The 26,750-nt window shown below is 46.2% G+C and carries 28 protein-coding genes; 17 read left to right on the top strand and 11 right to left on the bottom strand.

Going from position 1 to position 26,750, the window contains the following annotated elements; all coding sequences use genetic code 11:
* Positions 1–44: 44 nt before the first annotated feature.
* The 3 genes from QUB04_RS08730 to QUB04_RS08720 all read right to left on the bottom strand — a co-directional run bounded on the left by QUB04_RS08730 (position 45) and on the right by QUB04_RS08720 (position 5,399).
* Positions 45–1,376, bottom strand: coding sequence for a response regulator (locus tag QUB04_RS08730; protein ID WP_333283403.1), 1,332 nt, complete (start codon positions 1,374–1,376; stop codon positions 45–47).
* Positions 1,369–4,200: an ATP-binding protein gene (locus tag QUB04_RS08725; protein WP_333283401.1), complete on the bottom strand. Its 2,832-nt coding sequence runs from the start codon at positions 4,198–4,200 to the stop codon at positions 1,369–1,371. The genes QUB04_RS08730 and QUB04_RS08725 overlap by 8 nt, the downstream gene beginning before the upstream one ends.
* A gap of 575 nt (positions 4,201–4,775) precedes the next feature.
* Positions 4,776–5,399 (bottom strand): Uma2 family endonuclease, encoded by a 624-nt coding sequence (locus QUB04_RS08720; protein ID WP_333283399.1) that lies wholly within the window; start codon positions 5,397–5,399, stop codon positions 4,776–4,778.
* A gap of 144 nt (positions 5,400–5,543) precedes the next feature.
* On the opposite strand from QUB04_RS08720, the gene QUB04_RS08715 reads away from it, so the two are divergent.
* Complete coding sequence (locus QUB04_RS08715; RefSeq protein ID WP_333283397.1) at positions 5,544–6,113, top strand: HD domain-containing protein; 570 nt, start codon at positions 5,544–5,546, stop codon at positions 6,111–6,113.
* A 50-nt stretch (positions 6,114–6,163) separates the two neighbouring features.
* Positions 6,164–7,297, top strand: a complete 1,134-nt coding sequence (locus QUB04_RS08710) for an ABC transporter ATP-binding protein (protein WP_333283395.1) — start codon at positions 6,164–6,166, stop codon at positions 7,295–7,297.
* 223 nt (positions 7,298–7,520) lie between these two features.
* On the opposite strand, the gene QUB04_RS08705 is transcribed toward QUB04_RS08710, so the two are convergent.
* Positions 7,521–7,703: a hypothetical protein gene (locus QUB04_RS08705; RefSeq protein WP_333283393.1), complete on the bottom strand. Its 183-nt coding sequence runs from the start codon at positions 7,701–7,703 to the stop codon at positions 7,521–7,523.
* 6 nt (positions 7,704–7,709) lie between these two features.
* Here QUB04_RS08705 and QUB04_RS08700 point away from each other — a divergent pair, with 6 nt between their 5' ends.
* The gene (locus tag QUB04_RS08700; protein WP_333142837.1) at positions 7,710–8,108 is read left to right on the top strand and encodes a hypothetical protein; all 399 of its coding nucleotides are present in this window, start codon (positions 7,710–7,712) and stop codon (positions 8,106–8,108) included.
* A 69-nt stretch (positions 8,109–8,177) separates the two neighbouring features.
* Here QUB04_RS08700 and QUB04_RS08695 read toward each other — a convergent pair whose 3' ends face one another.
* Complete coding sequence (locus QUB04_RS08695) at positions 8,178–8,411, bottom strand: DUF4327 family protein (protein WP_333255834.1); 234 nt, start codon at positions 8,409–8,411, stop codon at positions 8,178–8,180.
* Positions 8,412–8,561: 150 nt separating this feature from the next.
* On the opposite strand from QUB04_RS08695, the gene QUB04_RS08690 reads away from it, so the two are divergent.
* On the top strand, positions 8,562–8,720 hold the full coding sequence (locus QUB04_RS08690) for a hypothetical protein (protein WP_333283390.1): 159 nt from the start codon (positions 8,562–8,564) through the stop codon (positions 8,718–8,720).
* A 56-nt stretch (positions 8,721–8,776) separates the two neighbouring features.
* Here QUB04_RS08690 and QUB04_RS08685 read toward each other — a convergent pair whose 3' ends face one another.
* Entirely contained in the window at positions 8,777–10,399 is a 1,623-nt protein-coding gene (locus QUB04_RS08685) for a glycoside hydrolase family 3 N-terminal domain-containing protein (protein WP_333283388.1), read from the bottom strand.
* 380 nt (positions 10,400–10,779) lie between these two features.
* On the bottom strand, positions 10,780–11,226 hold the full coding sequence (rbfA, locus tag QUB04_RS08680; RefSeq protein ID WP_333283387.1) for a 30S ribosome-binding factor RbfA: 447 nt from the start codon (positions 11,224–11,226) through the stop codon (positions 10,780–10,782).
* 603 nt (positions 11,227–11,829) lie between these two features.
* Between rbfA and QUB04_RS08675 the strand changes: the two genes are divergently transcribed.
* From QUB04_RS08675 to sipA, 5 genes are all read left to right on the top strand, one after another.
* Positions 11,830–12,255: an NUDIX domain-containing protein gene (locus QUB04_RS08675; protein WP_333283385.1), complete on the top strand. Its 426-nt coding sequence runs from the start codon at positions 11,830–11,832 to the stop codon at positions 12,253–12,255.
* Positions 12,256–12,682: 427 nt separating this feature from the next.
* Complete coding sequence (locus QUB04_RS08670) at positions 12,683–12,808, top strand: hypothetical protein (RefSeq protein ID WP_333283383.1); 126 nt, start codon at positions 12,683–12,685, stop codon at positions 12,806–12,808.
* Positions 12,809–12,837: 29 nt separating this feature from the next.
* On the top strand, positions 12,838–13,194 hold the full coding sequence (locus tag QUB04_RS08665) for a GIY-YIG nuclease family protein (protein WP_333283381.1): 357 nt from the start codon (positions 12,838–12,840) through the stop codon (positions 13,192–13,194).
* On the top strand, positions 13,191–13,409 hold the full coding sequence (locus tag QUB04_RS08660; RefSeq protein WP_333283379.1) for a hypothetical protein: 219 nt from the start codon (positions 13,191–13,193) through the stop codon (positions 13,407–13,409). The genes QUB04_RS08665 and QUB04_RS08660 overlap by 4 nt, the downstream gene beginning before the upstream one ends.
* Before the next feature lie 222 nt (positions 13,410–13,631).
* Complete coding sequence (gene sipA, locus QUB04_RS08655) at positions 13,632–13,871, top strand: regulatory protein SipA (protein ID WP_333101820.1); 240 nt, start codon at positions 13,632–13,634, stop codon at positions 13,869–13,871.
* A 141-nt stretch (positions 13,872–14,012) separates the two neighbouring features.
* Here the strand turns inward: sipA and QUB04_RS08650 are convergent, their stop codons facing one another.
* Complete coding sequence (locus QUB04_RS08650) at positions 14,013–17,381, bottom strand: EAL domain-containing protein (RefSeq protein ID WP_333283377.1); 3,369 nt, start codon at positions 17,379–17,381, stop codon at positions 14,013–14,015.
* Positions 17,382–18,081: 700 nt separating this feature from the next.
* On the opposite strand from QUB04_RS08650, the gene QUB04_RS08645 reads away from it, so the two are divergent.
* The gene (locus QUB04_RS08645) at positions 18,082–18,522 is read left to right on the top strand and encodes a pentapeptide repeat-containing protein (RefSeq protein ID WP_333283375.1); all 441 of its coding nucleotides are present in this window, start codon (positions 18,082–18,084) and stop codon (positions 18,520–18,522) included.
* A gap of 162 nt (positions 18,523–18,684) precedes the next feature.
* Here QUB04_RS08645 and crtH read toward each other — a convergent pair whose 3' ends face one another.
* On the bottom strand, positions 18,685–20,229 hold the full coding sequence (gene crtH / locus QUB04_RS08640) for a carotenoid isomerase (RefSeq protein WP_333283372.1): 1,545 nt from the start codon (positions 20,227–20,229) through the stop codon (positions 18,685–18,687).
* A gap of 24 nt (positions 20,230–20,253) precedes the next feature.
* On the opposite strand from crtH, the gene QUB04_RS08635 reads away from it, so the two are divergent.
* The 4 genes from QUB04_RS08635 (at position 20,254) to QUB04_RS08620 (ending at position 22,409) form a co-directional block, all read left to right on the top strand.
* Positions 20,254–20,481 (top strand): hypothetical protein, encoded by a 228-nt coding sequence (locus QUB04_RS08635; RefSeq protein WP_333283370.1) that lies wholly within the window; start codon positions 20,254–20,256, stop codon positions 20,479–20,481.
* Between the two features lie 230 nt (positions 20,482–20,711).
* Positions 20,712–21,362, top strand: coding sequence for a uracil phosphoribosyltransferase (gene upp, locus QUB04_RS08630; RefSeq protein ID WP_333283452.1), 651 nt, complete (start codon positions 20,712–20,714; stop codon positions 21,360–21,362).
* A 225-nt stretch (positions 21,363–21,587) separates the two neighbouring features.
* Positions 21,588–22,055, top strand: coding sequence for a TMEM165/GDT1 family protein (locus tag QUB04_RS08625; protein ID WP_333035444.1), 468 nt, complete (start codon positions 21,588–21,590; stop codon positions 22,053–22,055).
* A 60-nt stretch (positions 22,056–22,115) separates the two neighbouring features.
* Positions 22,116–22,409, top strand: a complete 294-nt coding sequence (locus tag QUB04_RS08620; RefSeq protein WP_333082112.1) for a TMEM165/GDT1 family protein — start codon at positions 22,116–22,118, stop codon at positions 22,407–22,409.
* Between the two features lie 433 nt (positions 22,410–22,842).
* Here the strand turns inward: QUB04_RS08620 and QUB04_RS08615 are convergent, their stop codons facing one another.
* Positions 22,843–23,349 carry a hypothetical protein gene (locus tag QUB04_RS08615; protein WP_333142851.1) on the bottom strand — a complete coding sequence of 169 codons (507 nt, stop codon included), beginning with the start codon at positions 23,347–23,349 and terminating at the stop codon, positions 22,843–22,845.
* 328 nt (positions 23,350–23,677) lie between these two features.
* Between QUB04_RS08615 and QUB04_RS08610 the strand changes: the two genes are divergently transcribed.
* From QUB04_RS08610 to QUB04_RS08600, 3 genes are all read left to right on the top strand, one after another.
* Entirely contained in the window at positions 23,678–23,989 is a 312-nt protein-coding gene (locus QUB04_RS08610) for a nucleotidyltransferase domain-containing protein (protein WP_333283368.1), read from the top strand.
* Positions 23,970–24,356, top strand: coding sequence for a HEPN domain-containing protein (locus tag QUB04_RS08605; RefSeq protein ID WP_333283366.1), 387 nt, complete (start codon positions 23,970–23,972; stop codon positions 24,354–24,356). The genes QUB04_RS08610 and QUB04_RS08605 overlap by 20 nt, the downstream gene beginning before the upstream one ends.
* 135 nt (positions 24,357–24,491) lie before the next feature.
* Complete coding sequence (locus tag QUB04_RS08600; protein ID WP_333283364.1) at positions 24,492–25,751, top strand: MFS transporter; 1,260 nt, start codon at positions 24,492–24,494, stop codon at positions 25,749–25,751.
* A 112-nt stretch (positions 25,752–25,863) separates the two neighbouring features.
* Here the strand turns inward: QUB04_RS08600 and hisIE are convergent, their stop codons facing one another.
* The gene (gene hisIE, locus QUB04_RS08595) at positions 25,864–26,514 is read right to left on the bottom strand and encodes a bifunctional phosphoribosyl-AMP cyclohydrolase/phosphoribosyl-ATP diphosphatase HisIE (protein WP_333283361.1); all 651 of its coding nucleotides are present in this window, start codon (positions 26,512–26,514) and stop codon (positions 25,864–25,866) included.
* Between the last annotated feature and the right edge of the window lie 236 nt (positions 26,515–26,750).

Genomic DNA, 26,750 nt, shown 5'->3' with positions numbered 1-26,750 from the left:
GAAGAGGGGATTAATCAGGTTTCTGCTGCCGCTGCAACGATTTGTTATACTGCGTCAACGCAGATCCTTGCCTGAATGTCTTTTACAGCGATCGCCCTCACCGGAATTGAAATCACAAACTCTGTACCTTCACCTAAAGTTGAGTTAACTTCTAGAGTTCCAGAGTGTTTCTCGACTACGATTTGATGAGCGATCGCCAATCCCAGCCCTGTTCCTTGCCCCACGCCTTTGGTGGTAAACAGATGCTCAAAGATTTTTGGCTTCACCGCATCCGTAATGCCAATCCCATTATCCTGAATTCGGATCAGTGCCTGAGATTCCGACAATTGGGTTTTGACAGTAATCTGGTTGGGGTTGGCTTTGATCTGAGCAAAACTGCGTCCTTTATTTGATTCCTCAAGGGCATCGATCGCATTTGCCAGCACATTCATAAATACCTGATTCAACTGTCCGGCAAAGCATTCTACCGGTGGCAGATCGCCATAGTCTGTGATCACTTCAATTTCCGGGCGACATTCGTTGGCTTTGAGGCGATGCTTGAGAATCAAGATTGTGCTGTCAATGCCGTCGTGGATATTGTAATGAATGGGGCGATCGCAATCCGAACGCGAGAAGGTTCTTAAACTGGTGCTGATTGTGTGAATGCGATCGACTCCTTCTTGCATCGAATCAATTAACTTGGGTAAATCCTCTTGTAAGTATTCCAAGTCTATTTCCTCCAGGAATGCCTGTAGCGTGGCACTTGGATAAGGGAGTTCTTTTTGGTAGAGAGCGATAACTTGAAAGAGGTCTTTTATACAATCCTGAGCGGGTTTCAGATTGCCAGCAATAAAGCCAAGCGGGTTATTAATTTCGTGCGCGACACCCGCCACTAAATTGCCCAAAGCCGACATTTTTTCGGTGTGGACTAACTGAATTTGAGACTGTTGCAGTTGTGTGAGTGCTGCTTCTAAATCAGCGGTTTTCTCAGCTACACGCTGTTCGAGATTTTTAGTTAACTGCCGTAGCTGCAAATGAGTTTTTACCCGTGCTAGCACCTCCTGTTCTTGAAAGGGTTTGGTGATGTAGTCCACAGCACCCAGGACAAATCCTTTCACCTTACTATCGGCATCGGAGAGAGCGGTCATAAAAATGATGGGAATACTTGCGGTTTTCGGATCTGCCTTCAGACGCTTGCAGGTTTCAAAGCCGTCAATTCCTGGCATTTGAATATCGAGCAAGATCAGATCCGGAGGATAAGCTTGGACTCTCTTAAGAGCGCGATCGCCATTGATTGCGGTTGCTACTTCGTACCCCGCATCACTTAAAGTTTCACAAACTACTTCTAAGTTTGCAGGGGTATCATCCACCACCAGAATTAATTCAGGACTAGACATCGGCTTTCTTCTCTGTGAGATGTTGTTGTAGCAACTCTTCAATCTCTTCGGCTTTAAATTGCTTGGCCAACTGAAGAATTTCTGAGGCAAAATTAGCGTAGCGAGGGTTAGATTGAGCAATATGCTCTGTGTGCGAGCGTAGCCGTTTTAAGTTGCCTTGTTGTGCCAATCCTAGTAACTTTTTTAAGTCTACCGCCGAAGGAATAATCATCCCTTCTGGGTTCTCTAATGCAGTGGTTGGAGTGGATGGTTCAGACTCGTTGGAGCCTGTCATTTCATATTTCCATTTTAATTCCAAATGAGTGGCTAAGAGGTTAAATAATTCACTGACTTCCACTGGCTTTGCCAGGAAATCATTTCCCCCTGCATCTAAACTCATCTGTCGATAGGCTTGTGCAACTGATGCAGAAGAGACAATGATCTTCGGGTGGGGCAAATCCTTTGCACTGCGAATTTGTTTGAGCAGTTCAAAGCCGTCCATGACTGGCATTGCCAAGTCTGTAATCACTAAGTCAGGTTGAGACTGTCGTATTTTTTCCAATCCTGCTTGTCCATTTTCGGCCTCACTAACTTGGAATCCTAGTGGCTCTAACAAGTTGACGAGAACGGCTCGGTTTTCCCAATGATCGTCTACTACAAGTATGCTGCGTCGTTGTCCTTCGTAACCAATAATTTGTTTTCCTGTTGTGAAGGAGTTTTGCTGTACCCAATCGGTGGCGATCGCCAATTCCACCTCAAAAAAGAACTCACTACCGACTCCGGGTTGGCTCTTAACTTGGATTTGTCCGTTCATAAGTTGGACAATTCTTTGGCTGATCGCCAATCCTAAACCCGTGCCCTCGGCTTGGCGCTGGCGATCGCCCACTTGTTCAAAAGCCTGAAAAATTTTCTCCAAATGATTGGGCGCAATTCCTACACCCGTATCCTCAACTTGAAATTTGAAAGCAGGAGTGGATGGATTGGGAGGATTCTCAACTACGGCAACCTTGAGCGTGACAGAACCTTTGTCGGTGAATTTAATCGCATTTCCCACCAAGTTGAGTAACACCTGACGCAGCCGTTTTTCATCGGCAAAAATCCCTTCTGGCAAATGTGGATCGGGATCGTAAACGAAGCCAATGTTTTTTTGGTCGGCACGAATGCGGCAGATTTCAGCGACACCTTGGAGGAATGAGGGAAAGTGAATCGCTTGAAGTGCGAGTTCTAATTTACCGGCTTCAATTTTGGACAAGTCCAACACATCGTTAATCAGCGTCAGCAAATGAGAACCACACTGGTGAATGATTTCTACCCCATGACGTTCTTTCGCTGGCAATGCGCTGCTGCGGTTGAGGATTTGAGCATAGCCCAAAATACCGTTGAGGGGAGTGCGGAGTTCGTGGCTCATGTTGGCAAGAAATTCGCTTTTTGCTTGGTTGGCGCCATCAGCTACCAGTTTTGCTTCTTTCAGTTCTGCGGTGCGTTCCTCAACACGGCTTTCCAGTTCGATAAAGGAGGCTTTGAGTTGACCTGCCATCTGGTTAAAGGAATCTGCCAGCGATTCTAATTCACTAATGCCTTGCACCTGAAGTGTTTGATCCAACTGTCCCGAACTAATCGCCTGACTGGCTTTTTGTAGCTGCAAAATCGGTTTGGTAATCCAACTCGAAGTAAAAAGACCCAGTATAGTCGTCACCACCAAAGCCCCTATACACAGCAAAATTGTGGTGCGAGTATTGGCATTGATTTGTGCCATGAAATCTGATTCAGGCACTACAACAACGCTGAACCAATCGATACCTCGTTCGTCTCGAATGGCGGAAACCTGCACGAACTGCCGCTGGTTTGCCAGCATAAAATCAAGCTGTTGATTCTGTGCAATAGCGTTGAAGTTGCCAAATCGATCGAGGATAGCTTGCGCTGTGGCACGAATTACAGAACTTTCAGACTTGACGGCAGGAATTTGTTGCAACTCCTCTTTTTTAAGATCCATAATGTAAGGCTGACTGATCTTTGAACTCGCAATCAGATTGCCCGATCGATCTACGATAAACGTTTGTCCCGTTTGACCCACCTTCAACTCGCTCAGAAAACGATGAATCTTGTCCAGCCGAAAGGTGCTTTTTTCCACGCCTAGTAACGTTCCATCGCGATTGTAAATCGGCTGGGATAGAGCCAGCGTAGCCGATTGATACGAACTGCTGACGTAGGGCACAGATGTCCAGGCTGATTTTCCAGCTTTCTGTACAACTTGATACCAAGGTCGAGTCCGAGGGTCAAACTCTGCCTGAGTTTTGAGCAGTGCGACTCGTTGACCTTGATTATCAAGTTTGTAGAATTGGCGTTGAGGTAGACGCGCTTTGTCACCACTGAGGCGAGAAACGATGCCGTCATTGATTGTTGTATCTAGGGCAATACTCGTGCCATCCTCTAAACCAATTTGCACGTCTTCGAGGGTATTTTGGCTGACTAACCGCCACAAAGTTCGTTCCAGTTTGGTGAAATCTGTTAAATCAAGCTGACTCTCTTGGGCGGCAGCTACGATCACTTGTCCGGCAATATAAGGTTTTTCCAAATAGTTTAGAACTTGCAGGTTGAGGCGATAGCTCATCTCTTGTCGTAACTGACTGGCAACTTCATTGACTGCCTTCTGTCCATTTCTCAGAGAAATATATCCCGTTAATCCAACTGCTGCAAAGATTTGTACAACAAACGGGACAATCAAGAGCGATCGCAGGGAAAGTTTGCGTTTAAGTTTAAATAGATTCAGGGATGAGTTTGGCAGAGACATGGTAGTAGCTTCTCTAGAAAATAGACTTTGAGGAATTGCTAGCTTGATGTTCAATCCACCTTGGTAGGGTCTTTCAATGGGCTTAAATTCCTGCCTAGACACCGACGCTAACAATTAATGTCGTACCTCCAACCAGCAGTCGCATTAGCAAGCTGCAAGTGGTTTTCTCTTTCTCACGCAACTGCAACAATCGCCCTCGTTGGTTGATGTGCCGTTGGTTGGTGGAGTGGCTGGGAGACTGTGATCAGCGGGCGATCTGTTAGCCGAGTGTTTTTTTAGTAAATCGGGCGATCGTTCTGGCTCAAATTTAAAGGCGATCGCACGCACTCCACCAACAATCTCTCAACCCAATTCCCATCGAAGACTACCGTTTACAGAAAATCCCAAAGAAAGCCCTGGGCTTTTAGTCGTGGGATGAATCTGCTTACCCTTTAGGGTCAGTCCTTTTCAGTCTATGCCGCAGTCCCCTAATTAGATGTTAACTGTATCAATACTTCAAAGTTACCTGTAGGTCGATCTTAAACTCGATTTGATCGTTCCCACATTCTCATTAAACCCAGTCTTAAGCTAAAGTTTCTCACCGTGAGTTTCTCTTTTTAGGATTTTAATAAATTAGTTTAACAAATACCTCAAGCCAACAATTCACTCACAGCTACGCTAAAACCGGCAAGCACACTTTGAGTATTAACAACTTCATCCGCATTAAACAACCGCCAGCTTTGCCCCCCATTGACAAATATTAATCTAGCTTCAGGAAATAGCAACCAAACCTCTAAACATCCCGATTCCAAATATTCTTGAGCTTTGGCAAATAACTCTTCGCCGCTATCTTCGGGGGAAGCAACTTCCGCTATCAAAGGAAAACTTTGGGAAAATGCTGTAAAATTGCCTGATTGTGGCAGCAGTTCAGGAGTAATGTAAGCAACATCGGGACGGCGACCCTGTTTGTTAGTGCGACAAAGGACTTCTGTAACAACTTCTCCTCCCTGTCCGCTGGAATTTTTGTAAGTTTTCCAGGAAGTAGCTAGATTAACTTGAGCGAGACCGTGCTTGAATGTCATTCCTGTTTTCTCCACTAAGTTGCCGTCAACCCATTCCATTCTATCAGCAGGTCTGACTAAAAAATCTTCAAGAGATATGACTTTTTGAGGCTCAGATTCTGGCGGAATTTCTGGTATGTTTTCTAATTTTTGCGGTAATTCTGGCTCGGAGTTTTGGTCGGCATTTTTTGGTATAATTATAGTAGCTGTCATGCTCGCAACCTCGGTTTAACGATTATAAATTTACAAGCGATCGCTCTCGATCGCATTCGATGACATGATTGAACTTGGTAGATTTTGTCTTTTCAACTTAGCCCGACAATTTATATATCATAGCAATTCAGAAAGGTGACTTTCATGATTCTTTCAAACCGTTTTTCAGAAGCCCTCACCTATGCCGCCGAATTGCACGCTACCCAAGTTCGCAAAGGTTCCGGCGTTCCCTACATTGCCCATTTGTTGGGCACTGCTAGTATAGCTTTAGAATATGGGGCAAATGAAGATGAGGCGATCGCAGCTTTGCTTCACGATGCGATCGAAGATCAAGGCGGCGCCACCACCCGCGAAGCCATCCGCCGCCGCTTTGGCGATACTGTCACAGCGATTGTAGACGGCTGTACCGACAGTGACGCGACGCCGAAACCGCCTTGGCGTCAGCGAAAACAAGCTTATATCGATCGCATTTCTACAGCTTCTGCCTCGGTCAGATTAGTCTCGGCTGCTGATAAACTTTATAATGCTCGATCGATCCTGAAAGATTCCCGTCAATTAGGAGATACTGTTTGGGAACGCTTCAAAGGCGGCAAAGAGGGTTCTCTCTGGTATTATCGTTCTTTAGTAGAAGCATTCCGCAAAGCTGAGTTAACGCCTATAGTTGAAGAATTAGACCGCACAGTTTTAGAATTGCAACACTTTTCTGAACGCTGAAGGCTGAAGGTAAAAAGCACTAATTATCAATAACCAATTACACTTAAAAAATGGCAAATGTTCGCTTAGAAAATATTACCCGACGCTACCAAAACGTCACCGCGATCGAAAACATCAGCTTCAAAATCCCGGACGGGGAATTTTGGGTATTAGTCGGGCCATCCGGCTGCGGAAAATCGACAATTATGCGGACAATTGCAGGTTTAGAAACCGCCACTTCCGGCAATCTTTACATCGGAGATAATTTAGTTAACAACATTCCGGCGAGACAGCGGGACGTTGCAATGGTGTTTCAAAATTACGCGCTTTATCCGCACATGACTGTCGCAGAAAACTTGGCATTTGGATTGCGGATGCGGAATGTTGACCCGACTAAAATTCAAGAACGAGTCGAAACAGTAGCCCGATCGCTCTCGATCGACCATCTCCTCAAACGTAAGCCCAAACAGCTATCAGGCGGACAGCAGCAGCGGGTAGCACTGGGAAGGGCGATCGCCCGCGAACCGAAAGTATTTCTGTTAGATGAACCGCTTTCTAACCTCGATGCTCAACTGCGAGACGACACTAGAGCAGAACTCAAACAACTGCATCAACGGCTGGGAATTACCACCATTTACGTCACCCACGATCAAGTGGAAGCGATGACTTTAGCTGATAAGATTGTAGTCTTAAATGGGGGAAAAATTCAACAAATTGGAGACCCGCAAAGCATTTATGCGAAACCAGCTAACCGCATGGTTGCCACATTTTTAGGCAATCCCGCCATGAACATTTTGCCGGCAATTTATACTAACGAATCCTTTCAAGTAGGAGATCAAGCTTTAGCCTGTCCGCCCTCGATTCAGAAAAAATTGCAGGCGAGAGAAGGACAAGGATTTGATTTGGGCATCCGTCCAGAAAATATAGAAATCTTTACGCCACAAACAGTAGAAGATGATGATTTGAAAACCGATGTTTGGGCTTTAGAAAAAGTCCCCCTCGATCTAGAGGTAAAAGTAGTGGAACCTCTGGGGCGAGAAACTTTAATTCGGGCGAGTTTGCCTTCGGTGAGCGCTGAAACTACTGTACAGGTGCAAGTACCTGCGAGTGTTCGCTTGCGATCGGGCGATCGGCTGACGGTACAGCTTGACTTCGATCGACTATTTATATTTGACCCCTCCACCGGTGAAGCGCTTTATCCTTAACTGGATTCAACCTAAAATCTCCAAATGTCCAATCTTCAATAGATAAGATTTATGCACGCTGACTGATGAAACCCGGTTTCTTCCTGTATTTCTCGTTCCTCGTCCCAAATTTTTCCGAGAAACCGGGTTTCTAGCCCCGATGCGTAAGTCCTGATAGACTGACTTTTCGAGTGAGGAGGTTTCTATTTCTTGTTACAAAAATTTACACTTGACATTTATTAATTTACCAAGTAATGATACGATTAGTATTGGCACAACGACAAAACGTCCCCCCAAAAGCTGATATTTCCTGAATCGGGGCGATCGCGACCCACAACGCCAGCATCTTCGCGCTAAGAAGCGGCTTTACGCCCTCACTTGGGAGCAACTGGCGAACCAAAAACTCAGAAAAACGTTCTAGCGGCATTTTTAGATGAATCCCGACAACCTGCCTCAAATGCTGCAAACAGGATTTCACCTAACTTTAGGTGCAACTTCCTTTTTAATTGAGACATTGCAAGATCCCCTGAAGCGAGAAGAAAATCTTGACAAACTGAAGTCAGATTTTGGCCAGCTAGCCGATGATCTGCTGGAAAAAGGAGAAATGACTGAGCGAGAAGCCCGGAATTTTGTAGATACTATTTTCTCTCAACCGGGCGATCGGGAGAATGCAGACAGCGAATCTGTCTCGTCCAAGCAATCAGATGCAGCGACTGATGCTCCTCCCGAGTCGGTTGTACAGCCTAACGTAAAGCTAGAGATTCAAGAATTAACAGCACACATGGCAGCGCTCAGAGCCGAGTTGGAAAATTTGCGCGCCGAAAATTCCTAGTATTAAAGAATCAAGAGTCTTTAACACAGCCGGAGTTTACTTGCCAACTTAATTTAAGAGAACCAAACTTTAGTCATTTTCCCATTTTTCAGAACCGATCAGGTCGGCGATGCGATCGCGCAGCAAGAAGTCGCATTTTTCTAATTCGCACTCTACACAAGCCCATTCCCGAGGCGGAATGAATTGGCACAGCGTGTAGATAGGCTGTTGGCGGCTCAGCACGCCCTCGTGGACGAGGTGACGCGCTTCATCTTGGATCACATCTAAAGAGTATTGGATTTGGGGAATAGTGGAGTGAATCATAATGCGCCCTCAATGTTTTACTAAAAAAATTTATGGCCCTGGTAATAATATAGTCCAAACTTACGAATATGGAAGTTAAATTTTGTCCGTATACAGCTATACAATTCACTGCCGTCAATTTAAAAAAATTATAGGAACGATCAGTAAGTGATGGGAGCTGTCTTAGGATGTGGAGAAGCAGCACATTTTCCCCACAAGCAGGCGGATCTGCTGGAAAGCTCTATTGAGAACTTAGGAACCCGCGTCCAATTCCCGGTTTCTGGATACTTCGCCACCAAAGGCAGAATTTCTCGCGAGAAACCGGGTTGATGAATTTAACTCCTAACGCAGCAAGCAACAAAGGAAAGATTCCGAAGTCGGGCAACTCAATCCTTACCAGTTGCGTCAATGCCGAATAGCACTTCTAGAACGATAGATTGCGCTGCCGGCATCTGCCCAAAACAAAATACATAAGGAATACTCGGAGGCAAGTGTGGCAAAAATTGCTCTAAAACGTAGGGACTGCCGTAAATTAACACGGCTTGCAGTTCTCCCGTTTTTAATAATTTCTTAAACCAATCTTGAGCTGCTTCGGTCAAACCAGCACTGCCTCGGAAGCAATTGCCGCGAATGAAAATTTGCAGCAGTGTCGGAGAAAAATGCTCTGCACCTGTATTATCAGCGATCGCGCCTGTGCGATCGTCAATCAGTTGCAATTCGTAACCAAACTGTTCGGGAAGGGCGATCGCCGGAGTGTGGTTTCCCAAAAACTCGCACCCCAAAACATCATCTACAACAATCAAATTCCGCAAAAGCTGGTTTTCTGCTGGTTTTGCAACCTGCAAAGGTAGATTGCCGCCAAATTTCAAAGAATCTCGCAAAATATCGGCAGCAGTTGCCCTGGCATCAGGATTTGCCAGCAAACTTAAGTCTATCGACTCGATCGATGTTGAATTTACTGCTTTTTCCTTTTCCTTTACTAACAAACCGACTTTAGCTTTAGCCGACCAAATTCGCTTGACAGATTCCTTGATTTGTGATATAGAAATCCGCCCTTGAGTGACAGCTTCGCAGACAGCCAGAATCGCCCCTTCCGGGTCAAGCGGCATCAGCAAAACATCAGCACCAGCCTGGGCCGCCAAAACAGCAGCTTCATTAGCGCCGTACTTATTGGCGATCGCACCCATCACCAAAGCATCCGTCACAATCAAACCTTCAAATCCCAACTCTTCTCGCAGTTTCCCGATCAAAATTTTGCGAGAAAGAGTAGCAGGAAACTCGGCATCCCAAGCCGGAATCAGCAAGTGAGCACTCATCACAGCATCGGCACCAGCGGCGATCGCCTCAACAAAAGGAGGCAACTCAACCTCAGTCAATCTCCCTGGCGAATGCGGCAAAACCGGCAATTCCAAGTGAGAATCAACCGCCGTGTCTCCGTGGCCGGGAAAATGCTTAGCTGTAGTCAAAACCGGGTGTTCACCTGCGCCGCGAATAAAAGCAGCGGCTAATTTCCCGACAATTTCCGGTGTCTCGCCAAAAGCGCGGACGTTAATAACAGGATTGTCGGGATTGTTGTTAACATCAACTACCGGTGCGAGAATCCAATTTAGACCGATCGCCCTAGCTTCGATCGCAGTGACAGCGCCCATTTGTTCAGCATATCGATCGGCTTTACCTGCATCGTGGCGCGCCACTTCGGCAATTGCCATCGGCGGCCCGAACCAAGTCGCCCCCGCGAACCGCTGGCCGACACCTTCCTCAATATCAGCCGCCAGCAGTAGCGGAAACTTAGCCCAAGACTGCAATTGGTGCGATCGAACTGCCAACTCTGCAGCACTTCCCCCGACCAAAATCACCCCACCGACGCCCAAATTTTCCAGATAATAGCGGAGTTTGCTAGCAGTTGGTTCCCATTCCCGATAGCGAATTTGGTGGTCGAACAAGCAGCCAGAAGCGCGCACCACGAACATCTGGGCCACCAGTTCTGGTAAGGAAAGATTGTCAATCATGGGAAATTAGGAATTGTTGACTGTTGACTGTTGACTGTTGACTGTTGACTGTTGACCAAAATTTTGGGTACAAGCCCCGTCATTTTATGACGGCTTTCTCTTGACACATTCTGGAATACTATGTTAAGAGAGAAATGGCAACGCGATAAAACGCCTAGATAGCCAATATTGGGTTCTCCCCGTCTACAATGCTCAGCTACGTGCGACATAGTGTAGGAAAGAGGAACAAACAATTAAGTAAATCATTTCAAATGCGGTCGGGCAGTCCGTGTGCGCTTGTGGACGTATCCAAACAGGGGATTAGCAATAATCAAGCGAGAGGACGGATGAAGCAAGAATCCCCACACCTTTAGGTTGGGGAGTGTCAATACCTTCAGACACTAATCCTCGTCTGCTTCTAAATCCTCATCATCATCATCATCATCATTTTCATTGCCATCGGCCAATTCTTCGTCATCAAACATACCCGGTTTGCGATCGGCAGAAAGCTGATTCAGCAGTATCAACATTTTATCGCCCCGTTCCAAAGAACGGTCTTCGAGAAAAATCACTTCCGGCGTCCGGCGCAGTTGCAATCGTTGGCCCAACTGGTTGCGGACGTAGCTAGTTGCAGATTTCAAACCCTCCATAGTCTCAGCCTTTGCCTCATCAGTACCGTAGATGCTGACAAAAATTTTTGTATGCTGAAGGTCTCCCGAAACAATTACATCGGTAACGCTAACCATACCGGCACCTACCCGATCGTCCTTGATTCCATTCAGCAACATCAGGCTGACTTCCCGTTTAACCATTGAAGCTACGCGCTCAATGCGACGACTTGTAGCCATAGCACCTACTCCTCTACTTTCCTAATCAGCCGTTTTTATCCCGATCCATAATTGTAGCGCGATCGGTATCGGGTGTTATGTGCGATCGGGGGAAAAAATGAGAATCAGCACGACACGGATGAACACGAATACACGGAGGATATTGACACTCCCCAACCTAAAGGTGTGGGGATTCTTGCTTCATCCGTCCTCTCGCTTGATTATTGCTAATCCCCTGTTTGGATACGTCCACAAGCGCACACGGACTGCCCGACCGCATTTGAAATGATTTACTTAATTGTTTGTTCCTCTTTCCTACACTATGTCGCACGTAGCTGAGCATTGTAGACGGGGAGAACCCAATATTGGCTATCTAGGCGTTTTATCGCGTTGCCATTTCTCTCTTAACATAGTATTCCAGAATGTGTCAAGAGAAAGCCGTCATAAAATGACGGGGCTTGTACCCAAAATTTTGGTCAAGTTAGCCAATTGTGCAAACAGTCAGATGACTCAAGTCATCCGTGTATCCGTGTTCATCCGTGTTATGCTCTACTTTTTCCCGGCGAGGGGACTGAAACCAAGTAAACCAAGTTTAACTAAACTATACATTTTAAAACATCTAATATGAATATTCCTAAGTCAATTGTTCGCATTTTTATAATTCTCCCCAACGGTCAGATTGTGGCACAAGTGCGAGATAATATTGTAGGTATTGCAAGTCAAGGGATGCTTTCTACTTTTGGTGGTGGCGTGGACGTTGGAGAAAGTCCAAAGCAGGCAGCGGTGCGAGAACTGGAGGAAGAAACTTGCCTCGAAACCAATTACACAATAGAATTTATCACAACTTTTATACACCAAAAAACCCAAAACAATCAAAAAGTTCTACAGGAAAATCACTTATTTTTGGCTAGGATTAGGAATTTTGATCAAATAGAAATCAAAGAAGGTGTGGGTTTTGTAGTTTTGAGAAAAGATGTAGATTTTGGGAAAGTCAACGCCGGCGAGGGTACTCAAATGGCTTGGAAATTCTTGCAGGAATATTTAAAATAAAAAGTCATACACAATATTTTTCCCGTGCTGGGACTGAAACATGGAGCAACCCTGCGTTATTATTAGAGCTAGAAGCCATTATTCACAGAGCAACTGAGCGGCCCTACAACGTTCACATCCCACCGGAAAACTAGACTCATGTGATCGACAACTCGGGAACAACTATCTGCTGCCGATGCCGAAGCCATCCTAAAATACCTTCCAGAACGAATTCGTGCGGCCCTCATCGCCCGTGCTGCGGAAATTGAATATCCGATCGAAATTGTTGTGGAAATGGCAATTGCTAACTTCCTCGATAGCGAAGCACTTGGTTTTGCCGATTGCAAACCGGGGCGCGGCAACTAAAGACTCTGAACTTGAAGTTAATGTCGGTAATTAATGGGCGATCGTTCAATATAAAATCTGGCAAATACGCTCGCTTGTCATCATGCCCAATTCTATCCAACAAGAAGCGCGCCAAATTCTCGACACCCTCGCCTTCACCCCATTCGAGCAATGCCAACCCCTCAGCCACAACTTTAATACCATTCCTACCAGAGTAGGTTTATACTGAGATGTTGCACCATTCTCAATAAGCTTTTTATGAACAGGCTTTTCCACAACAAAATTCACTCTTTGTGGAACAGGCCGAAAAGCCTGTTCTTGAGAATGGTGCAAGATGTGAGTTTATACGCATTTCGGCATTCCTCCGAAGGATTGCTTTACATTGGCAAAGCCAAAAACTTGCGAGACAGACTTCGCAACGGACATAAAGCCTTTCTGTGGGGCTGGCTCGTAGGCGTAGCCAGCCGCAGGCATCGCTACAATCCAGACGACGTGAGGATTGCCTTCGTCACTCTCAACCAATGGCAAAGACCGGGGTTATCATATGAATTAGAAACCCTCATCCTCCAAGCCAGCAACCCTCCCTACAACGTTAAAATCCCCAGAGAACTATGACTCAAACTATCACCACGCACCACCTTTCTCCAGAAGCTATTCATCAGTTGGTCGATTATTTGCCTGACTACATAAAAGCTGCCCTCTTGTCCAAGTCCACTGAACTTGAATGTTCTCTCGAAGCCGCGATCGAAATGGCAATCTCCAGCTTTTTAGATGAAGAATCCTTTAGTTTTGAGGATTGTCTGCTGGCTAAACGCTTGAAAGATCAGTAAGCCGACGATCTAAAACAATAGAATATAGAGATTCCCCCCAGCCCCCCTTAATAATGCAATACGGTTGAGTTAGTGATTAAAAAACCGCTCGCGCTAGGGTTGGGCCCGAGTGAACGAACCCTCCGTTTCACTCCACCCAACATTTTCCCTACAATTTTCCACGGGCCCAAGCGTATTGCCTTAATAATGGGGGAGAAAGAGCGCCCAAAAGGAATAAAACTCATGGAAAAAGAATTTACAATCGGTCAAAAAGTCCGAGTTGTGGCGATGCCGCCTTACGTCAAAACTGCCGAACCGATGCCGATGCTGCGGCCGGCGAATTTAATTGCGATCGGCGCTGAAGGTGTTGTGATCGATCGCCGTCCCGGCAATTATTGGGGAATTCGCTTTGAAAAAGGTGCTTTTCTCTTAGACAGTCAGTACATTGAAGCGGCGGAAACTACTGTAGAAGGTAATGGGTAATCCGTAATGGGTAATCGGGAATGGGGAATTGAGATCACAACTTAAAATCTCCCTTTTCCTTCTCTCTTTTCCTTCTTCGCTCAACATCGCTCCATTAAATCCGTTAAATCCGTTATACAATCTATTGCCCAACGTCCCTCTTCAAGAAACTAGCTTAGCCTCCTCAAAAGCCAAAGAATTAACCGTAAAATCCCCCAAAACATCCGCTAAAATCGGAGATGTGAAGTTACAAGGTTGAGGCTTGCCCAAATGATAACCTTGAGCGTAATCTACCCCAAGTTCATTTAGTTTATCCATAATTTTTTGATTTTCAACATACTCGGCAATAGTTTTAATTCCCATGACGTGAGCGATTTTGGTAATAGCTTCCACCATTGCAACATCAATAGGATTATCGACAATATTCTTAATAAAATTGCCGTCTATTTTGAGATAATCAACCGGCAAGCTTTTCAGGTAAGCAAAGGAAGACATCCCGCTGCCGAAGTCGTCCAAGGCAAACTGGCAGCCTAGTTCCTTCAGTTGCCAAATCAAGCTGGCTGCCTTGCTGAGATTACCGATAGCCACGGTTTCAGTAATTTCAAAACAAATTATTTGCGGCGGTATTTGATGGATGGAAAACTGTTCCTGAATAAACTCAATAAACTTTTCTTCGTTGAGGCTGTCCCCAGAAAGGTTGATTGAATAAATGCTGGGATATTTGCCAAATAAGGATTGCGGATTAGACAAAAGAGAGCAAGCAGGGAAGGTAACGATTTTATCGCTGCCTACTCCAGGGTCTTGGACGAATAAATTGGCCGTAAAAATTTTAGATAAATTGCTAAATAAAGTACGAATTACCCAGCGGTCGATCGCGTGCATCAAGTTGTAGCGTTCTGCAGCCGGAATAAAGGCCATCGGCGACACCAACTCACCAGTTTCCAACTGGAGGCGAAGCAGGATTTCGCAGTGGGTGCCGGTGGTTGGAGAGTTGAGCAAAGCTACGATCGGCTGAGAGTACAAGCAAAAGCGATTCTCTTCTAAAGCTTGATTAATTTGCACCACCCACTCGGTTTCGCCGTGCTGTTTGATTAATTCTCGATCGCCTGCTTGATAAACCTGTACCCGGTTGCGACCTTTATTTTTAGCAGCGTAGCAGGCCATATCGGCCGCGCTCAAAATCGCAGATGTCGATGCTGTTTTGGGATTGATTGCGACCAAACCGATACTGACGCCGATCGAAAAAGTTTTGTCCTGCCACGCAAAGCGGAATCCCTGAATGCTTCGCAGCAGCGTTTCAGCAACGTTCAATCCTCGTTCGACGGGACGATTGTACAGGAGTACGGCAAATTCATCGCCGCCGAGACGCGCCAAAATATCGGTTTTGTGGATATTGCTTTTAAATAGCTGGCTGACTTGGCGCAGCAGTTCGTCCCCTGCAGCATGACCGGAGGTGTCGTTAACTATTTTGAAGCGATCGAGATCCAGGTAAAGCATCACGTGTTCTTGCCCGTAACCTTGAGCGCCGTGTAGGGCGTGCTCTAGCTGGTACTCAAATTCCCGGCGGTTGACTAATTGCGTCAGAGGGTCATGAGTTGCCTGCCAGGTGAGTTGCCGCGCTTGAGTTCGCACCTGGGTGACATCTCGGAACACAACGACGGCCCCGACAATTTTGCCGCTGCTGGCGTGGATGGGGGCGACGCAGTGGTCGATCGCAAATTCGGTTTGGTTGCGGGCAATCAGCAAGCTGTTGTGTCCTTGGTCAACAATCCGACCTTCGCACAAAGCGATTTCGGCGATATTTTCGATCGGCCGCCTGGTAGTTTCGTCAACTATTCTCAGCACGCTGGCGAGGGGCAAACCTTTAGCTTCCGAGGTAGACCAACCCGTGAGTGTTTCGGCAACTGGATTAAGGGTGGAAATGCAGCCGTCGGCGTCTGTCGCGATTACGGCATCGCCGATCGATTGTAGAGTAACAAACGCGAGTTCTTTTTCTTCAAAAAATGCTTGTTCCATGCGCTTGCGATCGCTAATATCCCGCTGCACCGACACCCAGTGGGTAACGTTCCCGGAGGTGTCGGCAATAGGTACGCTGTTGAGTTCCACCCAATAAGTTGAACCGTCTTTGCGGTAGTTAATCAATTCTAGGCGTAGGGGTTCTCGGCGAGAGAAACCCAGGCGAATTTTATCGACTTGGGTGGGGTCGCTTTCTGGGCCGCGCAAGCAACTGGGGGTTTGTCCGATGATTTCTTCGGGTAGGTAGCCCGTCATTTGGGTAAAAGCTTCGTTGGCATAGATGATGGTGGGGTCGGAGATATCGCTGTCTCCGGCATCCATAATCACGATCGCGTCGTTAGCGTTCACTACAGCAGATTCTAAAAGGTGGAGTCTGGCCTCGGCCCTAACGCGGGTAGCAATTTCGCTTTCTAGTCTGGCGTTAGTCAAGCTGAGGGATGCGATCGCTTTTTGCAATTCCCTAGTCCTTTCTGCCACTGAATCGTGCAGAATATCTATCGCCCCGGACATTTCCATCGGGTCAAGTACGCGCAGTATGTTGGTTTGAGTCACTATTCCCAGGAGTTCTCCCTGTTCCCCCGTTACTACCAACCTGCGGACTAAACGCTGGTGCATTTCCTGATGAGCTACCCACAGCGAGTCTTCTTGCTTGAGGCTAAATAAGGGGGTACTCATCACAGTTTGGGCGATCGTTTGCGACAAATCTATATCTAAAGCTTGAAATTCCACAATATCCCGTTCTGTGACGATACCTACTGGAATGGGGAACGGTAAATCCCTCGATAATTCTGTTGATTCTGTAATTACCACGCAGCTAACGCGGTGCTGGGCCATCAACTCGGCTAAACTCATAACTGACGCGGAGCGAGGTGCTTGAATGACTTGTGCGGTCATTACTTCTTTCACGCGGCGCATTTTTAAGATATTTGCCGGTTTCAGCATGGCTTGGCGAATGCTTTCCGGCGTAATTACTCCTAAGAGTTGACCTTCACTATCCAATATTGGCAAGTGCTTAATTCTTCGTTGCCCCAGCAGAATTAGGGCGCTGAAAATGTCTTGAGTCTCGGATTTTGTCAGAGTTGCTGCCGGCTGCCTCATCACTTCTGCGATGGTGACACCTTTTAAGTTTTTGCCAGAGGCAATCAAATCGACAAGATCCCTTTCTGTGAAGATTCCTTGCAAGTGAGAATGTGGAGCCGAGTGCGAGGATAATTTTAAGAGTGATTTTTCCACGACAAAGACGCAGATACCTGTCGCGTCTCTGCACGCGCTTGAGGTGGGGGGATTTGCGATTTCTGTTAGTGGCTGATAGATATCGGTTGGTGGAATGTCTGCGTTTAGAGAGCAAATTCCGCGCCGTTGGCCCATCAGGGTAATTACTTCTGCTAGTGGGGTATCGGGCGCAACTGTCAAGGGGTAGCGGTCTATTACTTGAGCTAAGGTTGGCAGATACTTGGAGGAATCGTTTTTGAGCATATTTAATTGAGTTTTGCGATCGCGTAGACTCTGCGACATTCCAAAAAAGTGCTGATTTCCAAGCACTAGGTGGATTTTTACGGCGCTGCTGAGACCTAATTAAAATTTATTGTTAAAAATGCAGCCGAGCTTGGGCTGGGGATCGGGCCTGTGACTGCTTTTCCTCTACCTATAAAGTTATAAGCTTATCTTTATTTTAAATTAAATTTTCTGTCTCGTGACACTTTTATTAAAAACCAGGTATTTTTTGTCAACTTTTTGGGGAGCATCTCACCTTTGCAGCCAAGCTAGAAATAGGAGTTTTGAGGCAGGAGGCAGAAGGCAGGAGGCAGAAGGAAAGATGAAGAAGGAAAGAGGAAGAAGGAAGGAGCCAGAAGAAGGAAGGAGCCAGAAGAAGTATTTTTACAAATATGAGATGCTCCCACTTTTTGCGATAAGATCGCAGCTAAAATCATCCATAGCATTGCGAATCATATCCATCTTCAGAAAGACGCATCTGTTGGCTATCCGGGTTAACCTAGAAAAGGTTACTACAAAAAGGCACTGTATTAAGTTCGGCAGTGTTAAGTTTTGCAAAATGTAAGTTTTGCAAGCTGGTCGAGACCATGTATGCGTTGTTGAGTGCAATTGATATCACAGCCAATGTGTGAATTAGATCGCAACTTCCGAAAACAACCGTGGTAAGATTGTAGATATCAAGACAAGAACTTGAATACAGAGTCTGTGAGGAAAAGGGATTATGAAACGCAATCTATTAGCCGCTACTTTTTTAATTACTCCCCTACTGTTGGCAGGCCCGGCTCGCGCTGAAAATCCCGCTCACGTCCAACAGTTATTGTCAACCGGGCAATGTTTTAAGTGCGACTTGTCAGGAGCAGATTTAATGGGAGCCCATTTAATTGGTGCTGATTTGAGAGAAGCAAATTTACGAGGCGCAAACCTATCTAGTGCCAACCTCGAAGGCGCGGACTTGACGGGTGCTAACTTGACGGGTGCTAACTTAACCGCAGTTTTTCTGACTAATGCCAGTTTAAATGACGCAGACCTCGATCGGGCAAATCTGACCGCGGCCATCATTAACACCACTGACGTATCCGGCGCATCAATGGAAGATATGACCATCACTAATGCCAAAATCTACAATACCCAAATCGGCGTCGGCGGCAGCTACGACCAGTAAACTTCTTAAAAGAATGGAAAACGCCAATTTTCAGTTTAAAAACCCGGTTTCTATCCAGAAACCGGGTTTTTAGTCTTTTTGTAGGAACCCTCGAAGCCTTGTCTTACATTTTCTCTCGTATTTCAAGCGAACAATCTGACGTACCCTACCCTACCACGACCACTAAAAACCCAAATCAACCGCAATTCGGTGCGCGCAAGCAAACCCAGAAAACGCCACCGCATTTAAACCCTGTCCGGGAAACGTACTGTCACCCACACAATACAAACCAGGCATAGAAGTTCGATTAAACGGCATTCCCAGCAAACCCATTAACTTCTGTCGCGGAATCGGCCCGTAAGTTCCGTCTTCGCGCCCCAAAAAGCGGCGGTGAGAGCGCGCTGTCCCCACTTCCATATAATCCAAACCGGCATCTAAACCGGGAAAAATCTTTTCTAATCTTTCAATAATTCTCCCTGCGGCCTCTTCCTTTTTATCCTCATATTCCTGCTGCGAAAGTCCTTCCCACTGTTCCATCCAACTCGAAGTAAAAGCGTGAACGATGTGATATCCTGCGGGAGCTAAATCCGGGTCGAGCACGGTCGGAATGGACACCAAAACAGTTCCCTCCGGCGCTTCCATTTTGTCCCAATCTTCTAACAAAATGTGGTGGCAGGCACTACCGGCAGGGATTACGGCTGCTTCCACTCCCAAATGCAAACTCAAGAAACTGGGGGCTTTTTGATAGCGCTGCTGCCATTTCTTCTCGCTAGCTGGCATCTCTTCTGCGGGCAGCAATTTCTCAAAAGTATCCCACCGCGTGGCGTTAGAAACTATCCGCTTTGCCCGGTAAACTTCGCCGGTTGCTAGCTCTACTCCCACAGCGCGGCCGTTTTCTGTAATAATTTTTTTCGCCTTAGCTTTGTATTGAATTTTCCCGCCGCATTTTTCTAATCCTTCTACTAATTTTTGGGCAATTTGACCGACTCCGCCTTTGGGATAATTGATGCCACCGTAATGTCTATCGGAAAATACCATTCCGGCATTAATCATCGGCGTCAAGTCTGCGGGTACTACAGACCAGTAGTAGCATTCCATGTCGATAAATTTCAGCAAAGTAGGGTCTTTTATATAGCGGCGCGCAATGTCGCCAGTATTTTGAGGCAGATATTTTACTAATCCCAAACAGGCTAAAGGATTCTGAAAAAAGACTCGGACGAGATATCCGGGTTCTTCTAGGGATAGCAATTCCATGCCGTTGAGGCAGTTAAAGACGTTCCAGCATTCGCCGTAAAATTTGTGGATTCCTTCGCGTTCGTGAGGGAACCTGTCAGTTAATTCTTGCAAGTATTTCTCATAAGCCTGGGGAACTTCAAGTTCCAAGCCGCTGGGTAAGTGATAGTGAAGCTGTACGGGGTCGGGAATGGTTTCTAAGGTGACGTTGACTGCTTTCAGAGCGCGGGTGAGGAGGTTGGTGGTGCCGCGCTGTCCGAAACCAAAAATCATAGAAGCGCCGACATCGAATCTGTAGCCTTCTCGATCGAAATATCCAGCGCTACCCCCCGGAATTGTATAGCTTTCGAGCACTAAAACTTTGGCTTTCTTAGCCGCTAGCTGGGTGGCTGTCACGAGTCCACCAATGCCGGAACCGATGACAATTACATCAAACTCTTGCTCTGTAGGGCGGGAGTTGGGAGAAAATAACTGGGATTGGGTAGGAGCTGACATTGGGTTAAAAATCTTAATATTTCTATGATTTTACAGTCGATCGCTCCAGAAGCAAGAAGTTCGGCAACGGATTATGTAGCGGATGTAACGGATGTCAGGAAGACCCAAGTTCGGCAATGCCCAATATCCAATGCCCGATGCCCGATGCCCGATGCCCGATGCCTGATGCCCCTGCTTCCCCAAAAAAATGCGGGAACAGTCTACCATTGCCGACTGCCCCCGTCTGCCGATCCTTTGAGAGGAGAACACTAAAAATCACTATAGCCTTGTTGCTAATTAATGTCAATACTATTGGAAAAATATTTCAATAAGCTAATGGAGGTCGATCGGCGAATGGGTTCTAACTCAATCTCTGGCTTGTATGCGCCCTCAAGGATGTGATAAGTTGCACAGAGCGATCGATCGCCCGTTGGCGAAGCCCTCGAAGAAGATCGATCGCACCGCATAAAATCCTCAAACCTAGCAATCTCCCCAATTTCCTAATGTCCCTGCAACTGCGCGTTTACGTTCCTCCGCATCCATTAATTAAACACTGGCTGGCTGTTGCCCGCGACGCCGCCACCCCCTCGGTACTTTTTCGTTCTGCGATGACAGAATTGGGAAGGTGGCTGGCTTACGAGGCGATTCGAGAATGGCTGCCGACAGTGGAAACAACGGTGCAGACGCCTTTGGCAGAATGTCCGGCGGCTTTTATCAACCCGGAAGCTCCGTTAGTTGTGGTACCGATTTTGCGGGCGGGTTTGGCGCTGCTCGAAGGAATTCAGACGGTTGTGCCGCTGGCGTCGGTTTACCACCTCGGCATGGCAAGAAATGAGGATACGCTACAACCGACTTGTTATTTGAACAAATTGCCGGCGCAGTTTATCCCGCAAACGCGGGTGATAATTAGCGAGCCGATGCTGGCGACTGGCGGGACGATTATAGCGACTATGCAGGAATTGACTGCACGGGGAATTGATCCGAGCTTGATTCGGATTATCTCTGTGGTGGCTGCTCCTCCGGCTTTGAAGAGGCTGAGTGCAGAGTACCCGAGTTTGATGATTTACACGGCAACGATCGACGAAATAGTCAACGAACAGGGCTTTATTGTACCTGGTTTGGGAGATGCGGGCGATCGAACTTACGGCACATGAACCAGCCAGTCAGTCAATTTTAGATTTTAGATTTTAGATTTTAGATTGACTCGACAGATAAATCTGGGGGGTTGTCTCCCTTTTTGGGCGCGGTGAGGTGTTTCAGGAATCAGTTGCTGAAATCTTCGGGGAAAAAGATGACCCTGGTTTGGTAAAAGCAGGCACCGAGAGAGTTAGAATCAAAAGTACAAGTCAAAAATAAATAGCGTTTAGCACTCATTGCCCGTGAAACTTGATTCTGTTCCGCCAAGCTTGTCTGCTTCTGACTCAGTAAACCTCAATTATGATTTGCCACAACAGGTACAACTACAAATAAAAGAGGTTACTGAGATTTGTGCTGCTTTAACCCCGGAGCCCGCTGAACTCTCAGTGACTGTAAATCCCGATATTTGTCAGGAACAAAAGAAACTGAAGCCCAAGCACTGGGCAATTTTTGCTTCGACTTTTGCAACTATTTTTTTAGCTGAAATTGGAGACAAAACTCAGCTCGCGATTTTGCTGATGACGGCTGAATCTCGAAATCCTTGGATCGTTTTTGCGGGTGCGGGTTCGGCTTTGATAGCAACCAGTTTGCTGGGGGTGTTGCTAGGAAGGTGGCTGGCTAGTCGGATTGCTCCGAGAACTTTGGAGAGAGCAGCCGGAGTGATTTTACTGGCGATTTCGGCGGTTCTGCTGTGGGAAGTGCTGGGTTAATTGTCTGCCTGTCGGTAAGTCGTAGATTTCTACAAGAGCTAATTAAGAACTGAAAAAAATATGGACTGGCAACTTTTGGGAATCAGTTTTATTACAGTGTTTTTGTCAGAATTGGGAGACAAAAGTCAATTAGCTGCGATCGCCCTGGGCAGCAGTTGTAACTCGCCGCGGGCTGTATTTTTCGGTACGGCGTCGGCGCTGCTGCTGGCGAGTTTAATCGGCGTGGGCATTGGCTTCAGCACGGCAGAAGTGTTGCCGGAGAGACTGGTAAAGGGACTCGCGGCGATCGGATTTGCGGTGATGGGCTTGCGCCTGCTGTGGCCAAAAGCAGATTTACCGGAAGCATCCGAATAGGGCGTGCCGTCAGTCGATTTTAGATTTTAGATTTTAGATTTTAGATTTACTTCACAGATGAATCTGGGAGTTTGAACCAGAGTCTAAAATGTTGAGTTCTCCACAACAGGATTTGGGGGCTTGTCTCCGTTTTTGGGCGGGTCAGGAAACTTGAAAATATAGTTATCTCAAATCTGTTAGCATCGGAGATTATTCATATCTCTCTTATCTTCATCTGCGTGAATCAGCGTGAATCCATTGTCATCTGCGGCCCAAGAAATTCTCTTTTTTTAACCGCAGATACAGGCAGATAAACAGAGATTAAGGCCGATGAATATCAAATCCGGTGTTTACGATCGCGTTAAAATTTAAAAAAAATTAGCAGCGGGCGTGAATTCATGCCCGCTGCTAAAGGTTGAGTTTTTCTCAACTCAACCTCTGAGGATTGTGTCGATTAAACTTGGTTTTGGTAGCACCAGCCCAGCAGCGTACCGGCGACAGCCAACTTCAGCGCTTCCAAGGCAAAATAGCCTTGGTGCAGTAGATTCATCCCGGCGGGCACTTCTGCTGCGGAATCGAACAGATTTAGCTGCATTCCCAAGGCGCTCATTTGGGGTGTCAGGGCGTAGGTGTCAATCAGGGCGATCGCCAGAAGTACCAATGATAATAAGATTGCTGTGCGGCTGCGCTTGCCGAAGTCACCGACTAAATTGCTCAAAACCATCAAACCCGTTGCCACCACGCCCGAACAGATTAACTCAACGCGGTTGAATCCCCAGAACATTAAATTCCCGGCTGTTGCAAACTCCGGTGATGTCGTCATGCCAGATACGTAGAGACTGGGCATAATTACTAGATCCAAAATCAGGCTAACGCTGAGCCAGAAAATTAGGGCAACCATGACAATTGCTTGCCAGCGCGGTTTGATTGATTCCACTCTTGATGTTGTAATAGCTGTCATATAATTGAGCCTCTAAAATTTTCTTCTGCCTTTTCTAGAGTTTAACTAACTTTTTTATAAAATCGTGTTAAGTATTTTTAAATTAATGGTAACTTTTGTGTAACTAACTGAGAAGAATTGTTAAGCTTGCGGGTGCTCCTCTTCGATGGCTTTCCTTCGGATCGCTTCGCTAACGCCAACGGGCGAGCCAACAGCAACAGTTTAAAATTTATGGCGATCGTCAAAAATCTCTTGATAATTACTCATTGGAGGGAGAGACTCCAGAAATTTCATGTGTTATTATTACAGTTGAATTGAAAAATATTAAAAATGTTAGCAAATGATTGAAATGAACACAATCATGGAATTGAGTCGGGCAATAGCCAATAAATTCCAACCGCAAAAAATAATTTTGTTCGGCTCTTACGCCTATGGAAATCCCACAGAAGATTCGGACGTTGATATGTTGGTAGTTTTATCTTCGGATGGTAATAATATTCGTAAAACTTGGGAAATATTAAATCAAACTCAGCCAAACTTTGCTGTAGATTTGTTAGTGCGAACTCCTTCGGAAATTGAACAACGTCTAGCTTGGAATGATTTATTTTTGCGGGAAATCATCGAGAAAGGAAAGGTGATTTATGAATCCGCTCACACTTGAATGGGTTGATAAAGCTGAGGGCGATTTTACTACAGCTTTGCGGGAATTGCGAGCGCGAAAATCTCCGAATTATGATGCGGCGTGTTTTCACGCTCAACAGTGTGCCGAGAAATATCTAAAAGCGCGTTTGCAGGAAGCAGTAATTGCTTTCAGCAGAACGCATAATTTGACTGTTTTGTTAGATTTGCTGTTGCCCGTTGAGCCTGGGTGGGATAAGCTTCGCACAAAACTTTTAGCGTTAACTGCTTTCTCCGTTGCCTATCGCTATCCGGGGGCTTCGGCTGATAAAGATACAGCGCGCGAAGCATTAAATTTTTGTCGCGAAGTTCGCGAACAAGTAAGGTTAAGTTTGGGTTTGACTCCATAATACCAAATCCTGCTTTAATACCTGCTTAATTCTTGAGTCCGCGAAGGCGGACTTCGTTTGTGTAGAGGCGGTTTCAACCGCCGACTGTTCATTAGTTTAGACGCGGTTTCAACCGCCGACTATTATAAATAATATATGCCTAAATTTCAATTATCCTCTTGGTTGCCCCGTCTCCCCTCTCAAGTCTGGATTCTTGCCGCCGGCAGATTCCTCTCCCAAAGCGGCACCGGTTTTACTTTATTTTACGCGCCGATATTTTTTGTCGATCGCGTCGGTTTATCTGCTACTGCTGTTGGGATTGGTTTGGGTAGCGGTTCAGTTTCGGGAATATTGGGCAGAATTTTGGGCGGTTCTTTTTGCGATTCCAAATTTTGGGGAAGGCGGCGAACTTTATTGCTGGCGACAATAATAGCGGCGGCGGCTTCTTTTGTACTGGCGGGGACTAATGATTTCGCTGGCTTAATTGCGGGCAATTTACTGATGGGTTTTGGTGTGGGTTTGTATTGGCCTCCAACCGAGACGATGGTGGCGGATTTAACTGAGGGCGAACAGCGACAGGAAGCTTTTGCTTTGACGCGGCTTGCTGATAATTTGGGTTTGCAAGTTGGGATTATTTTGGGCGGTTTGTTGATTGAGGTAACGGGTAATTATCGATCGCTCTTTATTATTGATGGTATCTCGTTTTTAGTGCTGTTTGCAGTAGTTGCGATCGCGATCGCCGAAACCTACAAACCAGCTAAGTCAGCGGATAGAGGCAAAAAAAATCTGGAAAATGGCTGGATGGTGGCGCTGAGGGATCGAAGTCTTCTAGTTTATGCTGTAGTAAATACTCTGTTCACATTATATATTTCCCAAGTCCAAACCACAATGCCGCTGTACTTTAGCAAGTTTGTCGCGGTGGGAACGGGAACAGGCTTTTCAACGGGTACAATTACCGTTTTGTTTGCTTTTAGCACGTTTTTAACTGTGGCTTTGCAACTGCCGGTTGTTAAAGCTTTGAGGCGGTTTTCCGATCCGAAAGCTTTGATGATTTCTGCGCTGCTGTGGGGAATGGGATTTATCGCGATCGGCTTGACGGGAATGGCTGCAACTGGCAATCTATTGTTAGCTGTTTTAGGCTTGAGCTTTTTGTCGATGGCGACTGTTGCTTATACGCCTTTTGCTTCGGCTTTGGTGGTGGATTTAGCGCCGGAGTCTTTGCGGGGCGTGTATTTGGCGGTTAGTTCTCAGTGTTGGGCGATCGGCTATTTAATCGGGCCACCCCTGGGCGGTGTGGCTTTGGATAGAGGTAAATGGGCGGCAGATAATTTTTGGTTGGGTTTGGCTTTGAGTGTGGGCGCGGCTATTTTTATTTTGCAAAAGCTCGATCGAATGTTGAAAAGTAGCAGTCATTAGTTATTAGTCATTAGTCATTAGTCAGCAGTCATTAGTTATTAGTCATTAGTCATTTGTTGCTGCTACCAATGCCCAATGCCCAATGCCCAATGCCCAATAACCAATAACTAATTTATTTTCGTCGATCGCCCAATTTGCGGTAAACTGCTCTCAAATCAACTTGATGGTGAGCCAAAGCAACCAAAGCGTGATAAAATAAATCAGCAACTTCCCCAGCGATCGCCTCTTTATCGTCATCTTTGCAAGCCATCACAACTTCCGCCGACTCTTCGCCAATTTTCTTGAGAATCTTGTTGTCGCCGCCCTCGAACAATTTGCAAGTATAAGAACTTTCGTTAGGATTGTCGCGCCGATCGCAAATTACCGCAAATAATTGAGATAACATATCCCCTGGCGGCGGTGAAATTTCCCCATCAACTTGGTGAAAACAACTTCTTTCTCCGGTGTGACAAGCAATATCTCCGACTTGTTCGACTGTCACCAGCAAAGCATCGCTATCGCAGTCGTAACGCAGGCCTTTGACATTTTGAACGTGTCCCGAAGTCGCGCCTTTGGGCCACAATTCAGCGCGAGAACGACTCCAGAACCAAGTTTGCCCGGTAGAGAGCGTTTTTTGCAGCGACTCCCGATTCATCCAGGCCATCATTAACACCGTACCGTCCAAATAATCTTGGACGATCGCAGGCACTAAACCGCGATCGTCGTAACGGATCTTTTCAATTGGGATCGATCGGCTCAAATTCGATAAATCAGTAGTAGACATAATTTTATTTCAACTTGGTAATATAGATTAACGCTTTCCTGTCGGAGATTGTTTTTTTTATTAACCGCAGAGAACGCAGAGGACGCAGAGGAAGAGAGAAGATTGAGCAAGTGATGGGTAAATTGTCAAGAACTATTTTACAAAAAATTACATTTTAGGGCGATTCCCTACGGGATAGCTTCGCTTCACTGCGCTAGTGCGACAAAGCCTAAAAAACCCAAGCTAGTATTGCTACT

The sequence above is a fragment of the Microcoleus sp. D2_18a_B4 genome (assembly GCF_036702475.1).
In the GTDB taxonomy this organism is placed as follows: Bacteria; Cyanobacteriota; Cyanobacteriia; order Cyanobacteriales; family Microcoleaceae; genus Microcoleus.
Note: the sequence above shows the minus strand (reverse complement) of the source record. Positions and strands in the feature narration are given on the sequence as shown.

Bases quoted from the DNA above. Each gene is read 5' to 3' on its own strand.
- QUB04_RS08730 (WP_333283403.1), bottom strand. From the start codon at position 1,376: ATGTCTAGTCCTGAATTAATTCTGGTGGTGGATGATACCCCTGCAAAC.
- QUB04_RS08720 (WP_333283399.1), bottom strand. From the start codon at position 5,399: ATGACAGCTACTATAATTATACCAAAAAATGCCGACCAAAACTCCGAG.
- QUB04_RS08715 (WP_333283397.1), top strand. From the start codon at position 5,544: ATGATTCTTTCAAACCGTTTTTCAGAAGCCCTCACCTATGCCGCCGAA.
- QUB04_RS08710 (WP_333283395.1), top strand. From the start codon at position 6,164: ATGGCAAATGTTCGCTTAGAAAATATTACCCGACGCTACCAAAACGTC.
- QUB04_RS08705 (WP_333283393.1), bottom strand. From the start codon at position 7,703: ATGCCGCTAGAACGTTTTTCTGAGTTTTTGGTTCGCCAGTTGCTCCCA.
- QUB04_RS08700 (WP_333142837.1), top strand. From the start codon at position 7,710: ATGAATCCCGACAACCTGCCTCAAATGCTGCAAACAGGATTTCACCTA.
- QUB04_RS08695 (WP_333255834.1), bottom strand. From the start codon at position 8,411: ATGATTCACTCCACTATTCCCCAAATCCAATACTCTTTAGATGTGATC.
- QUB04_RS08690 (WP_333283390.1), top strand. From the start codon at position 8,562: ATGGGAGCTGTCTTAGGATGTGGAGAAGCAGCACATTTTCCCCACAAG.
- QUB04_RS08685 (WP_333283388.1), bottom strand. From the start codon at position 10,399: ATGATTGACAATCTTTCCTTACCAGAACTGGTGGCCCAGATGTTCGTG.
- rbfA (WP_333283387.1), bottom strand. From the start codon at position 11,226: ATGGCTACAAGTCGTCGCATTGAGCGCGTAGCTTCAATGGTTAAACGG.
- QUB04_RS08675 (WP_333283385.1), top strand. From the start codon at position 11,830: ATGAATATTCCTAAGTCAATTGTTCGCATTTTTATAATTCTCCCCAAC.
- QUB04_RS08670 (WP_333283383.1), top strand. From the start codon at position 12,683: ATGCCCAATTCTATCCAACAAGAAGCGCGCCAAATTCTCGACACCCTC.
- QUB04_RS08665 (WP_333283381.1), top strand. From the start codon at position 12,838: ATGAACAGGCTTTTCCACAACAAAATTCACTCTTTGTGGAACAGGCCG.
- QUB04_RS08660 (WP_333283379.1), top strand. From the start codon at position 13,191: ATGACTCAAACTATCACCACGCACCACCTTTCTCCAGAAGCTATTCAT.
- sipA (WP_333101820.1), top strand. From the start codon at position 13,632: ATGGAAAAAGAATTTACAATCGGTCAAAAAGTCCGAGTTGTGGCGATG.
- QUB04_RS08650 (WP_333283377.1), bottom strand. From the start codon at position 17,381: ATGTCGCAGAGTCTACGCGATCGCAAAACTCAATTAAATATGCTCAAA.
- QUB04_RS08645 (WP_333283375.1), top strand. From the start codon at position 18,082: ATGAAACGCAATCTATTAGCCGCTACTTTTTTAATTACTCCCCTACTG.
- crtH (WP_333283372.1), bottom strand. From the start codon at position 20,229: ATGTCAGCTCCTACCCAATCCCAGTTATTTTCTCCCAACTCCCGCCCT.
- QUB04_RS08635 (WP_333283370.1), top strand. From the start codon at position 20,254: ATGATTTTACAGTCGATCGCTCCAGAAGCAAGAAGTTCGGCAACGGAT.
- upp (WP_333283452.1), top strand. From the start codon at position 20,712: ATGTCCCTGCAACTGCGCGTTTACGTTCCTCCGCATCCATTAATTAAA.
- QUB04_RS08620 (WP_333082112.1), top strand. From the start codon at position 22,116: ATGGACTGGCAACTTTTGGGAATCAGTTTTATTACAGTGTTTTTGTCA.
- QUB04_RS08615 (WP_333142851.1), bottom strand. From the start codon at position 23,349: ATGACAGCTATTACAACATCAAGAGTGGAATCAATCAAACCGCGCTGG.
- QUB04_RS08610 (WP_333283368.1), top strand. From the start codon at position 23,678: ATGAACACAATCATGGAATTGAGTCGGGCAATAGCCAATAAATTCCAA.
- QUB04_RS08605 (WP_333283366.1), top strand. From the start codon at position 23,970: ATGAATCCGCTCACACTTGAATGGGTTGATAAAGCTGAGGGCGATTTT.
- QUB04_RS08600 (WP_333283364.1), top strand. From the start codon at position 24,492: ATGCCTAAATTTCAATTATCCTCTTGGTTGCCCCGTCTCCCCTCTCAA.
- hisIE (WP_333283361.1), bottom strand. From the start codon at position 26,514: ATGTCTACTACTGATTTATCGAATTTGAGCCGATCGATCCCAATTGAA.